7 protein-coding genes are annotated in these 15,135 nt (G+C 62.7%); 5 read left to right on the forward strand and 2 right to left on the reverse strand.

Features of this window, described 5'->3' with window-relative positions; all coding sequences use genetic code 11:
* Positions 1–15: 15 nt before the first annotated feature.
* Both KSS96_RS13515 and KSS96_RS13520 read left to right on the forward strand, forming a co-directional pair.
* Positions 16–1,056, forward strand: coding sequence for a WD40/YVTN/BNR-like repeat-containing protein (locus KSS96_RS13515; protein WP_017527944.1), 1,041 nt, complete (start codon positions 16–18; stop codon positions 1,054–1,056).
* A 15-nt stretch (positions 1,057–1,071) separates the two neighbouring features.
* Complete coding sequence (locus KSS96_RS13520) at positions 1,072–3,447, forward strand: efflux RND transporter permease subunit (RefSeq protein ID WP_065878403.1); 2,376 nt, start codon at positions 1,072–1,074, stop codon at positions 3,445–3,447.
* 68 nt (positions 3,448–3,515) lie between these two features.
* Here the strand turns inward: KSS96_RS13520 and KSS96_RS13525 are convergent, their stop codons facing one another.
* Together KSS96_RS13525 and KSS96_RS13530 are read right to left on the reverse strand one after the other, a co-directional pair.
* A complete protein-coding gene (locus KSS96_RS13525) occupies positions 3,516–8,387 on the reverse strand; it encodes a dermonecrotic toxin domain-containing protein (protein WP_068934797.1) in 4,872 nt (1,623 codons plus the stop codon).
* An 89-nt stretch (positions 8,388–8,476) separates the two neighbouring features.
* Positions 8,477–13,150 (reverse strand): dermonecrotic toxin domain-containing protein, encoded by a 4,674-nt coding sequence (locus KSS96_RS13530; RefSeq protein WP_217856424.1) that lies wholly within the window; start codon positions 13,148–13,150, stop codon positions 8,477–8,479.
* Between the two features lie 172 nt (positions 13,151–13,322).
* On the opposite strand from KSS96_RS13530, the gene KSS96_RS13535 reads away from it, so the two are divergent.
* The 3 genes from KSS96_RS13535 (at position 13,323) to KSS96_RS13545 (ending at position 15,114) form a co-directional block, all read left to right on the forward strand.
* Entirely contained in the window at positions 13,323–13,613 is a 291-nt protein-coding gene (locus KSS96_RS13535) for a DUF5629 family protein (RefSeq protein ID WP_065878409.1), read from the forward strand.
* Complete coding sequence (locus KSS96_RS13540; protein WP_065878411.1) at positions 13,600–14,775, forward strand: lactonase family protein; 1,176 nt, start codon at positions 13,600–13,602, stop codon at positions 14,773–14,775. The genes KSS96_RS13535 and KSS96_RS13540 overlap by 14 nt, the downstream gene beginning before the upstream one ends.
* 156 nt (positions 14,776–14,931) lie before the next feature.
* Positions 14,932–15,114, forward strand: coding sequence for a hypothetical protein (locus tag KSS96_RS13545; protein WP_065878413.1), 183 nt, complete (start codon positions 14,932–14,934; stop codon positions 15,112–15,114).
* The last annotated feature ends 21 nt before the right edge of the window (positions 15,115–15,135 follow it).

The raw sequence follows: 15,135 nt of genomic DNA on the forward strand, positions 1-15,135 counted from the left end.
ATGAGTGAGCCTGTCATGGGTTGGGTTGTTTGCCGCCCACGCGCCGCACGCAAGGTCGCGTTGCTGGTCACAGCGCTCTCGCTGTTTGGAGCCGTCGCGTTGCCGACCGCCGTCCACGCCGCCGGCGATACCCCGGCCGGCGCAGTGTTTGCGATTGAATCCCCCAAGGCCGCCAAAGGCCTGATGATCGACGTGGTGCAGGCCGGCAAGCGCCTGGTGGCGGTCGGTGATCGCGGGCATATCCTCTATTCCGATGACCAGGGCGCCACGTGGGCCCAGGCCAAAGTGCCGACCCGGCAGTTGCTCACCGCTGTGTTTTTTGTCGATGACCAACACGGCTGGGCCGTGGGCCACGATGCGCAAGTCCTCGCCAGCACTGACGGCGGCGCCACCTGGACCCAGCAATACCAGGACCTCAAGCGCGAAGCGCCGTTGCTCGATGTGTGGTTCAACGACGCCAATCACGGCCTGGCCGTAGGCGCCTACGGTGCGCTGATCGAAACCACCGACGGCGGCAAGACCTGGGCCGACGTCAGCGACCGCCTCGACAACGAAGACCAATATCACCTCAACGCCATCGCCTCCATCAAGGACGCCGGCCTGTTTATCGTCGGCGAGCAGGGCAGCATGTTCCGCTCCAGCGACGACGGCCAGACCTGGGAAAAGCTCGAAGGCCCCTACGAGGGCTCGTTGTTTGGCGTCATCGGCACCGCGCAAGCGCAGACACTGTTGGCCTATGGCCTGCGTGGCAACCTGTACCGGTCCACCGATTTCGGCGGCACCTGGGAGCAGGTCCCATTGAACGCCGCGCGCGGTGCCCTGGAGTTCGGCCTGTCGGGCGCGACCTTGCTGGACGATGGCTCCATCGTGGTGGTCGGCAACGGCGGCAGCGTGGTGGTCAGCCACGATGACGGCCAAACGTTCAGCGTGTTCAATCGCCCGGACCGTATTTCACTGTCGGCGGTCACGGCAGCCGGCAACGGCAACTTGATTCTGGTCGGGCAGGGTGGCGTTCGTGTGGCCACGCCAGCCGGCGCTGAACCGACAAAACAATAAGAAGGCGGGCAAAGAATGAGCAGTCATCACAACGATAAAGCGACCTTTCTTGAGCGCCTGATCTTCAACAACCGCCCGGCAGTCATCGCGATCTGCGTGCTGGTGAGCGTGTTCCTGTTCTGGCAGGCAACCCTGATTCGCCCCTCCACCAGCTTTGAAAAGATGATCCCCCTCAAGCACCCCTTCATCGAAAAGATGATGGAACACCGCAACGACCTGGCCAACCTGGGCAACACGGTGCGCATTTCGGTGGAGGCCAAGGACGGCGACATCTTTACCAAGGACTACATGGAGACCCTGCGCCAGATCAACGACGAGGTGTTCTACATCTCCGGCGTCGACCGCTCGGGCCTCAAGTCGCTGTGGAGCCCCAGCGTACGCTGGACCGAAGTGACCGAAGAAGGTTTTGCCGGCGGCGAAGTCATCCCGCAAAGCTACAACGGCTCGCCGCAAAGCCTCGACCAACTGCGCAACAACGTACTCAAGTCCGGCCAGGTCGGGCGCCTGGTGGCCAACGATTTCAAGTCGAGCATCGTCGACATTCCGCTGCTGGAGGCCTACCCGGACCCGCAGGACCAGGGCAAGTTGCTGGCCCTGGACTACCGCAAGTTCTCCCATGAGCTCGAAGACAAGATCCGCGACAAGTTCGAAGCGCAGAACCCCAACGTCAAGATCCACATCGTCGGCTTCGCCAAGAAGGTCGGCGACCTGATCGACGGCCTGGTGATGGTGGTGTTGTTCTTCGGCATCGCGTTTGTCATCACCCTGGTGCTGTTGCTGTGGTTTACCAACTGCCTGCGCAGCACCGTCGCGGTGTTGAGCACAACGCTGGTGGCGGTGGTCTGGCAACTCGGGCTGATGCATTTCTTCGGCTTCGGGCTCGACCCGTACTCGATGCTGGTGCCGTTTTTGATCTTCGCCATTGGTATTTCCCACGGCGTGCAGAAGATCAACGGCATCGCCCTGCAATCGAGCGAGGCAGACAACGCACTCACCGCCGCACGGCGCACCTTCCGGCAACTGTTCCTGCCGGGGATGATCGCGATCCTGGCGGATGCGGTGGGCTTCATTACCCTGCTGATCATCGACATCGGCGTGATCCGCGAACTGGCCATCGGCGCGTCCATCGGCGTGGCGGTGATCGTGTTTACCAACCTGATCCTGCTGCCGGTGGCGATTTCCTATGCCGGCATCAGCCACCGCGCCATTGCCAGGAGCAAAAAGGACGCGCACCGTGACCATCCGTTCTGGCGCCTGCTGTCCAGGTTCGCCAGCGCCAAAGTGGCACCGGTTTCGATCCTGCTGGCGCTGGTCGCCTTTGGCGGCGGCCTCTGGTACAGCCAGAACCTGAAGATCGGCGACCTCGACCAAGGCGCACCGGAACTGCGCCCGGACTCGCGTTACAACAAAGACAACAACTTCATCATCAGCAACTACTCCACCAGCTCCGACGTGCTGGTGGTGATGGTCAAGACCAAGGCCGAAGGCTGCTCGCGCTATGAAGCCATGGCGCCCATCGACCAGTTGATGTGGAAGATGCAGAACACCGAGGGCGTGCAGTCGGCGATCTCGCTGGTGACGGTGTCCAAGCAGATGATCAAGGGCATGAACGAAGGCAACCTGAAATGGGAAACCCTGTCGCGCAACCCGGATGTGTTGAACAACTCCATCGCGCGTGCCGATGGCCTGTACAACAACAATTGCTCGCTGGCGCCGGTGCTGGTGTTCCTCAACGACCACAAGACCGAAACCCTCGACCGCGCGGTGCATGCGGTGCAGGCGTTCGCCAGGGAGAACAACAAGGACGGCCTGGAATTCATCCTCGCCGCCGGTAATGCCGGCATCGAAGCGGCCACCAATGAAGTGATCAAAGAGTCGGAGCTGACCATTCTGATTCTGGTGTATCTGTGCGTGGCGACCATGTGCATGATCACCTTCCGCTCCTGGGCCGCGACCCTGTGCATCGTGCTGCCGTTGGTGCTGACCTCGGTGCTGGGCAACGCGCTGATGGCGTTCATGGGCATCGGCGTCAAGGTCGCGACCTTGCCGGTGGTGGCGTTGGGCGTGGGCATCGGCGTGGACTACGGCATCTACATCTACAGCCGCCTGGAAAGCTTTTTGCGTGCGGGCCTGCCGTTGCAGGAAGCCTATTACCAGACGCTCAAGTCCACCGGTAAAGCCGTGCTGTTCACCGGCCTGTGCCTGGCCATCGGCGTGTGCACCTGGATCTTCTCGGCGATCAAGTTCCAGGCCGACATGGGCCTGATGCTGACCTTCATGCTGTTGTGGAACATGTTCGGGGCGCTGTGGCTGCTGCCGGCACTGGCGCGGTTCCTGATCAAACCCGAGAAACTCGCGGGCCAGAAGGGCAATTCGTTGTTTGCCCACTGACGCGGCCGCGACGCCGTTGAAATGCAACGCCCGACCTTGACCGTCGGGCGTTTTGTTTGGCGCCGCGATCAGCGCGGGCCGCTGCGTGGCGCAATCGCCAGGAACAACTGGTCCACGGGGGGCGTGATCAGCACGTAAAGAATCTGGCGCACCGGCTCGGTGCCCGGCAACGCCGCCTGTACGTGAGCTTTGAGCAGATCCTTCTGCGTGTATTTGCGCTGCTCGGCCAGTTTCAGATGCGCCCGCGTGTAGTCCGCCGGCGCCGCGTCGGCGGTGGCGTAGTGGAAATGCGCATACCACAGCACCGTCGGCGGTTTGGGGGTTTTGTCATACACCGCGTACTCGGTGAAAAAATCTCCACTGAGGGTGGGCCGTTGCGGGTCGGCCGGGCTTGTCAGGTTGATGTCGATCTCACCCTGGCGCCATAAATAATCCAGGCTCTCCTGCGTCGGCCATTGCCGTTTGTAGGCCGCGCTGCATACCCGTTGCGCCATGCGCTGCATGTCCCTGGCATTGGCCTTGAAGTCATCGATCAGGTCGTTGGCCGTGGGTTTGTCCAGATGCTCGCGCGCCACTTCATCGGCGAGCGCCGTGAGTTGGGCGGCCTGGCTATTGAGCAGGGCATCCCAGTCGCCGGGGTTGACGGTTTGCCGGGTACTCGGTGATTCGAGGGCTTGTTGTTGGGCCGCAATGACGCGTTCGATCGCGGCGCGCCCGTTGATCAACGCCTGTCCGAGGGTTTTGAGCGTGGCCAACTCGCGGGCCGGTGCAACCGGCGGCGCGGCGGTAGGTTGCGGTTCGCGCACGTCGGTCCAGCCGTCCGGGCGCTGTTCGAACGTGGTGACGGTGGTGCCGGAGAGTGCATCGCTGATGGTGTAGCGTTCGACTTTGACCTGAGCATCGGCCGGCTGGAGTTCGCCGATGAGGTATTGCTTGCCGGCGGTTTTGAACACGCGCTTGGTGGCTGCCTTGGGCCGCAGGGTTTTGGACAGCGGCAGTTGCACCTCCAGCTGTTCCTGTTTGCGCACCACCGCTTCCAGCTCGTTTTGCGCCAAGGTGCGTGCGTAGTGAAGACCTTCAAGCAACCGCGCGCTGGCGGGTTTGAGGCGGTTGGGGTTGATGAGTTTAAGCGCCTGGATCGCACTTTCGTATTCGCGGTAGTTGTCGAGGACGGTCTCGTACACGCCGCGCTGGTCTTCCAGTGGGTAGTCCGCGCTGCTGCGCACTTCGATGTGTGAAAACAGCGCCTGGATCAAGGCACCGGGCTTCAGGCGCTCGACATAAAAGGCCTCCTGCGCCGGCAGCATTCTGCCGATCTCAACGCTGGCCTTGATGAGGGGGATCAACGCCCGCAGCTTCAAGCTGTCAGGGAAAAACTCCTGAGGGTTGGTGATTTGTGCGAGCAGTTGCTGACGCATGGCGCGACCCGCGGCTGAGTCCTGCTCCAGTTGATCCAGGGTGGTTTCTATCTTGCGCGTGGACTCGGCCATACGCTCGATGGCGTCCGCCAGGCTGATCGATTGAGCCACGTATTGCTCAAACGCGGTGTTATCGCCCCACAGGTTGTCGATCACCATGCGTTCGCTCAGGGCCAGCATGGATTCGCCGCGATCGGTCATTTGCAGGTTGCGCGCCCACTCGACCTGATAGAAGTGCAGGGCCATCTGTTGTTCGCCGATGGTCTTCAGCACTTTGGCCCGGTCTTGCACGTTGCCGGCGGCGCCTGCGACTTTTTCCAGGGATTGGCCGACCTGAACCAGTTCCAGGCGTGAGGGCAGTGATTGGTCGAATTGGGTTTGCAGGGCGTCGAGCAGAATGTCGTAGTGGGCCCGGCGCTTGGCGTAGTCCTGCATCTCGCGCAGGTGTCGCGCCTGCAAGGCCGGCTGCTGTGCCTCGCTGGCGTTTTGCAGCAGCGTCCACACCAGGCGCAGTGTGTCGGCTTGTTTTTTCAGGGCCTTATAGGCGCTGTTCATGCGCGCCTGGGACTCGAGGTAGGTGTGCATCCTGGGCGTTATTTCAAGGCTCAACGCTTGCATGCGATCCACCAGTTCCTGGGTCTTGCGCCGGTTTGCCTCGCGTAGGGCGGCGATGCGTTTCGGCCCGCCGCCTTCGAGTTTGAGGCCGCGATCCAAGGTCCAGTGGCCGCGCCCGTCGGTCTTGAGTTTGATCCCTGGATGCGCGGGTTTTTGCGGATGAACGATGAACACCTCGCCAAACCCCGGAACCACGTTGACCTGAAAGAGCAGGCCGCCCACCGAGGCATGCCAATGCCCGTCAATTTTGTACAGGCCCTTGAGCGCGCCCAGGCTGACGGGCTCCGGCACAGGTGTGGGCCAGGCGACCTTGACTTCAAGCAGCTTTTCCAACAAGCGCGCCGCTGCTGCATCGCTGGCCAGCGAACGGTCAAAATCGAGCAGCGTATGACCGCCGCCCGGTGGTTCGGCGGGCAGGCCGAAGGCCCCGCGTTTGACCGTCGGCAGGGCTGGGGAGGCTTCGCCTGGCGTGCGTCTCAACGGCAGCCGGGCAAGGGCCCGTTGGTGAGCGTGCTCATCGATGATCGGGCGCGGCGATGCAGAGGTGGAGGTGACCTGATGGACCAGCACCATTGCGGTGTTCAGCAGCAAGTCGACCCAGGCCAGTTCCCGGGCGATCGGGTCATTGCTGGCCAAGGCCGGCAGATCCTGGGCCAGGCCCTGCGCCAGTTGCAACAGCCAGCCCGCTGCCGCCAAGGGCCCGCGTACCAACATCAACAAGGTGTTGAAGCCCAACTGCGCGCCTTCCAGGATCAGCTTCCAGCGGCTTTCGGCATTGGAGGTCGACTCGCGGTCAGCCTGCTCCAGCAATTGGCGCGCCTCGCTAGTAAACAGGTATTCCATCAATTGGCCATTGGTCAGCGACTGCAGGATTTCGTCGTTGCTTTCATCGAAGGGGTCGGCCAGTTTTGCCGGTTTCGGCACGGCGGGCAGCGGGTCGAATTCCGCGCCGATGCCGCCGATGCGCACGTAATGCGGTTGCGTGAAGCCGCCGTTGCTGTAAATGGCGCGTGCGCTGTCGGCCAGCCAGGCCAGCACACTGTCCTGCAACTCGCCCGGTTGCACGATGGCCGCCAGCAACTGCTCGCGGCTGCTGAACTCCATCAACGCTTGGGCATAGGCCGGGCGATACAGCAGGTGCGGCCCGGACAGCCCGTTACGGGGCTCGATGATGAACATGTGTTGCACCACGTCCGCCGTGGCGCCGGGTTTACGCGCAAAGGCCAGCGGGCGCATGACGATCTCGTTGTCATCGACATATCGCTCGGCGTGGCTGGCGCCGACCACGGCGGCGGCATACTCGAAGCCTTTGGGGGTCAAACCCGCTTCGCGCTTTGTCGCGTGTTCCAGCGCCTGGCTTTTCAGTTGAAGCGGGCGCTGGGCGATGAACAGGCGTTTACGCTGCTGTGCCGCGTCGGTGTCGCCCAGCAGTTCGCGGCGAATATAGTTGGGGTAATTGCGGCCGACGTCGACCCGTTGCACCAGTTGCGCCACCACGTCCGGCGTCAACCACGCTTCAATCGCCTGGCCGTCGGTACTGCGCACGGTCATGCGGCCTTGGGGCTTGCCCGACAGGTTGTTCAAGGCCAGGTCCACCAGGCTCATGCGCACGGGCTCGATGTAGCCGCTGCCGAGGCTACCTACCGGCACGGCGAAGCTCAGTTGCAGGTTGTCGGCCTGGTAAATCGAGACGCCGGATTCGCAGGTGCGCTGGCCCGTCAGCCAGGCATTGCGCGCCAGGCACAGCTGGTTGTTCAGATGTTGCGTGGCATAGCTGCGGATACTGTGCAGGCCGTCCAGCCAGGTTTTACCCGCATGCACGCGCCGGGCGCTGGCTTGTTCAAGCAGGCATTGGCGGTAGGCAAAGCGCGCGCCGGCCGATGCGTGCTGCAACCAGCCGGGCAGGGCGGTACGCAGGGTTGCCAGGGACTGGGGCGGCGTGTCGGCTGGAGGGTCAAGTTGTGCGGCGGGGTCGGTGAGGCTATGGAACACCTGCTCAAGCTCGTTAAGGGGCGTGACGACGCTCAAGTCGATGGCCGCGAGGTTGTCCAGGTGTTCGTTGAGGATCAGCGCGGCCTGCACTTCAAAAATATTGCCGTCGGGCTCGTACAGGTGCCAGGTCAGGCTGTCGGCGACGTACTGCTGCGCCATGCGCCGGCCCCAGGCTTCGCCGAAGGCGTCCAGGCTGGCGAAGCTGTCGATCCGGCCTTGCAGGCTGCACAGCCACACCTGCTCGCCGTCGACCAGCACAATATCGCTCGATTGCAGCGTCACGCGGGTGTCGCCATGCGCCAGCCGGGTCTCCACGCTGTAGGCATGCAGCGAAGCCAGCGGGCCGGTGTGCCGGTTGCGGGTTTCCCGCGCGGGGTAGTCGGCCAGGTGTATAAGGCGTTGCAGTGCGTGGGCATCGCTGCCTGTTTGGCGGATCGCCGAGGTGCGCAGCCGGCCCTGCAACACAGCGGCCAACCACTGCCAGCGGCTGCCGTCTGCGTCGCTGGGTTGGTTCCAGTAGGCGGTCAAGGCGTCTTGAAAACCCACCGCCAGGATCAGCGGCAGTTCGCGGATGAGCGCGCTGATCACCGTCAGGTCGTAGCTGCGTGGCCCGTTGGACTCGAAGGTGAGGCGGGTGCCGGTGGCGTCACTCAGGTAGGCATCGAGGCCGCTGTGTGACGCCAGGTCAGGCAGGCGTTGCGTGGCGAGGTAGTCCAGCGCGGCGCTGAGCAGCGGTGTCAGGCCACGCCCGCCGCCGTCACGGGGCAGCGCCAGGCGCAGCGACGTGACGGGCAACGTCAACGGTGGGTATTTCTCCTTGAGGTTGTCGGCCAGCAGGCGCTCGACCACCGAGCGTAAGCTGGGGCGCGTGGCAAATTGGGCTTCAACGGCGGATTTCACAGGGTTGTCAGTCACAGGTATTCCTTTACGAGAGAGAAGGGATGCCTGTGTACGTTAAGGCCCGCTGGACCACCCAGGTGTTAGCCGGCTACCGCTGTTCGCCTTCAGTGGGCCAACGGTAAAAACCAGCGTTCGGCCAGTGGTTTACCGAGCATGCCGCGATGAATGTCTACCACCGCCTGTGAGCTTTGCGCTTTCTCCAGCAAGGCGTAATAACTCTGACGGCGTTGCTCTTTGGTTTTAAGGTGCGCCACGCTGTAATCGGCTTTGGGCGTTTGCGCGGTGCTGTAGTGAAAGTGTGCGTACCACAGCGGGTAGCCCTCGCGGTCATTGATCGCATATTCCTGGATGAAGTCTTTACGCGCACCGGTCATCGCGATGCGCTCGCCGAGCGCCGCGACCTGCACCAGGTTTTGATCGACCAGAAACTGCAGGTTGCCATTGGTGGGGGGCAGTTCCAGGCTCAACGCGATACGCAGCTCATGCCCCTTGCGCAGGAGTCGCGCGACACCTTCGCGCATCTGCTCAACCAGGCCCTGGTCCGCCGCCAGCCTGGACGCGCTGGGCTGCGCCTGGATCGCGGTGTCCAGTTCGGTCGCGAGTTTGTCCAGGCGCGAGGCTTCGTTGCTGAGCAGTTCCTGGATTTCCTGTGGGTGACGGCAGAGTTTTTTATAGCGCTCGGCACCGCTCAGGTGGCCGTCCAATTGGCTGAACAGCTTGCGCGCTTTACCCCGCAGCTCGTTGATCGGTCGGGACGGCAGCGGGTCCGGCTTGCGTACCACGCGCACTTCGTCCCAGATCTCGGCTTCACGGCGTGAGTAGGTGGCGATGAGCTGGTTATCGTCCTCCGAGCGCACCTCGACCAGGTCGACCGACTGGCTGGTGGCGGCGGGTGTGAGGTCACCGATCACCACACCGCCGCTGCGCGTCCTGATGAGTTTTTTGGAAGCCCGCCCGGTTCTGACTTTGGGGCGTTTGGGTGGGCGCCGACGGGGTTTGGGGTCGGGTTTGACTTCACTGGCCAATTGTTGGCTGGCGTCCTCGTAGAGTTTTTCGACCAGCGTGAACATCTTATTGAAGTGCTCGGTTTCCAGCTCTTCGCCGTTGACTTCGCGCAACCCCTGTAGGCCGTCCAGTGCCTGCCCGTAATGCTCGACCAGGCTCTCCAGGGCTTCGCGCAGTTCAACCGGGCTCAGTTCGGTGAGCTTGAGTTCGGAGTGGGAGCGAACCTGCACATTCAACGGCTCGATGATTGCGTTCAGACCTTCCATCAGGTCCAGTTCCACCTCCTTGATGCTCAGCACGCGCAGGCTCAGCAGTTGCAGCTTGGTCACCCCCAGCGCGCTGATTTCATCTTCCGGCCGGTCCGCTGTCAGGCGTTCGTAGGTTTTAACGCCGTCCTCGCCGAGGTTATACAGGGCCGCCAGTTGCCGGTCCTTGAGTTCAAGGTTGCGGATGCTGCGCTCATTGATCCCGATCAGCTCATTGATGAATGCCAGGTAGCGGGCGTATTGATTGCGGATGATTTGCCGCAGTTGCAGCCCGCCCGTGGTGAAGCTGCGGTTATCGGCGTAAAGCTGCGCTCGGTCTTTTTCCGCGATCACCACGGCTTTGCGCGCGTTGTTGATGGTGTTTTCCATCAGCACCAGCAGGGTATCCGCGGGCAAGGGAATGCCGTGTTGCACCCGTTCGTCCTGGGTATCGAGCAGCTGTTGGAACACGCGGGTCTGATTTTCCAGGGCGGTCTCGAACTTGCGCCGTTGGCTGGCGCGTTGCAACGCGGTGAAGCGTGGGTCCTGCTCGGATTTTTCCATGACGCTTTGGGACACATCCAGCGCCTGCTGCAGCGCGACCTGTTGGGCCACGAAGTCGTTGTACTGGTCGGTCAGTTGCAGTTTCCGCTTGGCCTTGCGCTCGCGCTCCGCTGCCACGCGCTTGAGCGGCATGCCGCCGCGCAGGCGCAGGTTGAGGTCCACCGACCAGCGGCCCTGAGCATCCGCGCGTACATAGGGCCCTTGGCGAGTGGTGTCGAACGGGTCGACGATCACCACGCTGTCGTCGTCCAGCAATCTGAGCCGGTACAGGTTCTGCTCAATCAACACGTGCCATTCTTTGTGGATCACGTACAGCCCTTTACGCGGACCATAAACAACCGGCTGCGGCAACGCCGCCGGGCGCGGCACCTTGAGGCGCAACAGGCGCGCCTGCTGCAATGCCGAGAGTCGCCGGTGTGCGCCGGCGAAACCCATATCCAAGGCTGTGCGCCGCTCGCCTGGGAACTGGCCGGCCATGACCACCACCCCTTCGGTGATCGCGGCTGCCTTGGGTTGCGGCCACTGCTCCGGCAAGCGGCGCGGTGCGGGCAGACGCAGTGCGCCCTCCGTGACCTCGGTTGGCAATGGCGCGGCGGCTGTCGCCGTTGGGGCCAGCTCACCCAGTACGATTGCCATGTTCAGCACCACGTCGGCGGCGGCCAATTCCCGCGTGACCGGATCCGCGCTGTTGAGCGCGGGCACGTCCCGCTCGAAGCTGGCGGTCAGCGTCATCAACCAGGCGGTGAGTAACGCCGGCCCGCGCAGCAGCGGTAGCAACAGCGTATTGAACACCACGCCGCCGGCTTCCATCAGCGCGGACCAGCGGCTGCTGCGGGTGGACACCGATTCATGGCTGGCCTGGCCGACCAGCGCCCTGGCGTTGCTGCCATACAGGTACTGCATCAATTGCCCGTTGAGCAGGTATTGCAGCAGTTCGTGGCTGGCGCCGTCATTGGCCAGTTGCGCCGGCGCCGGGGTTTCAAGCGGGGCGAACTCGTCGCCCTGGCCGAAACGTACGTAATGCGGCTCCTGGAAACCGCCGTTGTCGTAGATCGGGCGGGCCTTGTCGGACAGCCAGGTCAGCACGCTGGTTTGCAACGCCCCCGGCTGCGCGATGGCAGTGAGCAACGCTTGGCGCGTGGCGAATTCGAGCAGCGGCTCGGCGTACAGCGGGCGGTAAAGCAGGTGAGGGCCTTGCGTGTTGTCCAGGGGTTCGATGATGAACATGTTCGCGACGATGTCCGGTACCGCTTCAGCTTTGCGCAGCAACGCCAGGCAGCGAATGGCCACGGCTTGATCGTCCACCTTGCGCGCATCGGCCCCGGGTTGTACCAACGCGGCGACGTAGCGGGCGCCGGTGGCGGTGATCCCGCCTTCTTGCTTGAGGTGTGTTTCCAGTGCTTGCAGGGGCAATTGATAGCGCAGTTGCTCGGCAAACAGGCGCGTACGCGCTTCCACGGGCGGGGCGTCGCCCAGCAGCTGTTGTTTCAGAGCGTCGGGGTAGCGTTGGCCGATGTCGACGCTTTCGATCAGGCCGTCGGTGCGCGTGATGAAGTCTGCCGTCAACCAGCTCGGCAGCGTCAGGCCATCACGGTGTTTCAACGTGAGGGTCCCGCCGGGGCGCCCGGCCAGATTGGTGATGGCCAGTTCAGTCAGGCTCATCTGCCTCGCATCGGCAATGCCGGGCGCGCCGGGGTAGCCCGCGTATTTGGTGAAGGTGAGCAGCACGTTATCGGGGTCATAGCTGGCTGGGAGCGAGGGCTGCTCGTCGCCGCTCAGGGCGCGTTGCTGTTCAGCCTCAAGGGCCTTGCACAGCACGCCGACGGTGTAGCGGCGAATATCGCTAATGCCGCTGAGAAACGTCTGGCCTTTGTTGAGGATTTTGCTGCCGGCCAACCCCAGGCTGTATTGGCGGTAGGCCTGTTGTTGAGTGGGCGAGGCGTTTTGCAGCCAGGCCGGCAGTTGCGTGCGCCCCAGGTTCGCCAGCAGCGGGTCGGCCTGGGGGGTGTCGGTAAAGTAGCGTGCGGGGTCACTGAGTTCGCGAAACAGCGCTTGCAGGGTGGCTCGTCCCAGCGTGCAGGGCAGGCGCAGGGCTTGCAGGTTGCTCAATTGTTGGTTGAGGATCAGCGCCGCCTGTTGGTCGAACACATTGCCTTGCACCTCGTAGCGCGTCCAGGTCAGCGTATCGAAACGGTACTGATCGGCAATGTGTGCGCCCCAATATTGACCGAACGCGTCAATCGAGGCGAACGACTTGATCATGCCATCGGGCCGGCACAGCAGAACGATGATCCGGGTCTGCACGGTGCGCACCAGCAGCAGGTCTGGGCTCAGCAACGCCTCCTGTTGGTCAAGACGGGTTTCCAGGGCGTACACATAGGTCTGCGTCGGGCCGTTTTGCGCCTGGCGTTGATCGTAGTCAGCGCAGTCGATGATCTGTTGCAGCGTCTCGCGCTCCACGTCGCTCAGGCCCGGTTGTTTCAGGGTGGCGATTTGCAGGGTTTGCGCCAGCAGGTCGCTGATCTGGCGCCAGCGGCTGTGGGCCGGGTCGTCGGTGTTGTTCCAGTAGTCGGTCAGCGCGTTTTGCAGGGCGATCGGGACCGACCAGGGCAGCTCTTTGATCAGGGTGTCGATGCGCTGCATATCCAGTGCAGCGCCTGCGCGGGTTCTCAAGCGGGTCGGCGGCTGTTCTGTAAGAAACGGCGCGCGCGAGTCCACCTCGCCCATGCCCAGTACGGCGCCCGTCGCCAGGTAGTCGAGCACGCGGGGCATGAGCAGTTGATGGGTCCAACCGGCAGTGGGGGCAGGGCTGGCCAGTCGGACCTGGTCCAGGTTCAGGTTCAGGTCGGGGTACTGCTCGGCGATGGTCTTCGCCAGTAGATTTTGTACAACGGATTCGAAACTGGGGCAGTCGGCGAACATCGCGCTGACAGTGTTGGCCACGCTGGGCGAGGGGGACGGCATGTAGTGTTCTCCGGAATGAATAATCGAGCATCGCAGCGATGCGCGATTACTTAACGCCGTTCCAGAGGGGGAGAAGGGGTATCGGGTTACCTCAAGGCTCACGGTAGCGGTGGGTGTGTGGGCGAAACTCGCCTATCATGGCGGCCTTTCTTTTTAAGATGATCGACTTGTGATGAATGCCCTTGACCTGAGCACCGCCCTGAAAGACAGCGATATGCTGATCATCGACGGACTGCACGCCTTTGATTTCACCTTCGAGGAAGCTTTGCGCATCGAAAGCATGGACGGTCGGGAACTCAAGCGTTGGACGTTCAGTCCAGAACAACTGAAGGCCGCGACCTTTGATGAGTCCTTGCAGCGCTGGCGCTTGAGCAATGACGACGGTGAGCATCACCTGGCTTGCCTGCAGGCTGTCAAAGGCGACAACAATAACGACGAGGACGAAGCCGATGATGATGCGTAAATTCTGGCCCCTGCTGATGGCGGGCAGTGTGGGTGCGATGTCGGTACAGGCCGCACCCGCCGACACCTATGAACTGTTGGTGGGCAGCTACACCGCCGGCACCAGCGAAGGCATTTACCGTGTGCAGTTCGACAGCCGTACCGGCCGGTTGCAGGGCAAGCCGGTATTGGCGGCCAAGGCGGCCAACCCTTCGTGGCTCACGGTCTCCAAGGACCAGAAGCACCTGTTTGTGGTCAACGAGAACGGCCCAGGGCAGAAAGACGCCGTCGGCCGCGTCAGCAGCTACCGCATCGACCCACAGAGCCACCAACTGACCCTGATCAATCAGGTGCAGAGCCTGGGCAACGAGCCCACCCATTCCAGCGTCGCCGCTGACGGGCGTTACCTGTTCGTCGCCAACTATTCGGTGCAGGAAGATCCGGGCGGCAGCCTGGCGATCCTGCCGGTGGACACCACCGGCAAACTGTCGCCGCCGGTGCAACTGAGCGGGCACCCGGCCAGCCGCGTGAACCCTGAACGCCAGGCGTCCAACCATGTGCATTCGGTCGTGTCGTCGCCGGACGGCAAGTACGTGTTTGTGCAGGACCTGGGGGCCGACAAGGTCTTTGTCTACCGTTACGACCCCAAGGCCAGCCACGAGCAGCCGTTGACCGCGGCCGCCCCGGCCTCGGTGCAATTGCCGCCGGGCAGTGGCCCGCGCCACCTGCTGTTCAGCGCCGATGGCAAGCATGCCTGGCTGACCACCGAGATGAGTGCCCAGGTCGCGGTGTTCGATTACCACGACGGCACATTGACCCAAACCCAGTTGGTGGACTATGCGGCCGGGCAACCGGTGTCGGACAAAGCCGGCGCCGCGCTGCACGCCTCCAGCGATGGCAAGTTCCTGTATGTAAGCAACCGTGGCACGGCCAACCATATCCTGGTGTTCAGCATTGACCCGGCCACCGCGCACCTCAAGCAAGTGCAGCAGCGCTCGGTGGAGGGCGACCACCCGCGCGAATTCAGCCTCGACCCCAGCGGCAGGTTTTTGCTGATCGCCAACCAGAAAAGCAACGAAATCGTAGTGGTCGAACGTGACCCCAACACCGGCCTGCTGGGTAAAACCGTGCAAAAAATGCCGATCGATGCGCCCAGCGACCTCAAGTTCCTGCTGCGTCAATAAGCCACAGGCCCCGCCGTGCGGGGCCTGAGCCTTTGTATTAATTGCAGTGATAGCGGCTACTGTTTCAAAGCATTTCTAAGGCGTAACCCTCGGAGCGTAAGTTTGGTTCCAAGGCCTTCCCGGCCACTCAACCAAACGAACACAAGGGTTACCGCCATGAACTTCAATCTCTTCTCTGTTATCGCTGCTTCCGCCGTATCGGCCACTGTTGCACTGCCGGCTGCGGCCAGTGTGGAAGTCGCCGGCAAGCCATCGAGCACCAGCGCCTACACCCAGAAATACCTGCAACAAAGCGCCAATTTTTACGCCGCGTTGGATCACAAGGTTCAAGCACACTGAAATCCAATGTGGGGGGCAAGC

It is taken from the genome of Pseudomonas asgharzadehiana (assembly GCF_019139815.1).
GTDB lineage: Bacteria > Pseudomonadota > Gammaproteobacteria > Pseudomonadales > Pseudomonadaceae > Aquipseudomonas > Aquipseudomonas asgharzadehiana.

Bases quoted from the DNA above. Each gene is read 5' to 3' on its own strand.
- KSS96_RS13515 (WP_017527944.1), top strand. From the start codon at position 16: ATGGGTTGGGTTGTTTGCCGCCCACGCGCCGCACGCAAGGTCGCGTTG.
- KSS96_RS13520 (WP_065878403.1), top strand. From the start codon at position 1,072: ATGAGCAGTCATCACAACGATAAAGCGACCTTTCTTGAGCGCCTGATC.
- KSS96_RS13530 (WP_217856424.1), bottom strand. From the start codon at position 13,150: ATGCCGTCCCCCTCGCCCAGCGTGGCCAACACTGTCAGCGCGATGTTC.
- KSS96_RS13535 (WP_065878409.1), top strand. From the start codon at position 13,323: ATGAATGCCCTTGACCTGAGCACCGCCCTGAAAGACAGCGATATGCTG.
- KSS96_RS13540 (WP_065878411.1), top strand. From the start codon at position 13,600: ATGATGATGCGTAAATTCTGGCCCCTGCTGATGGCGGGCAGTGTGGGT.
- KSS96_RS13545 (WP_065878413.1), top strand. From the start codon at position 14,932: ATGAACTTCAATCTCTTCTCTGTTATCGCTGCTTCCGCCGTATCGGCC.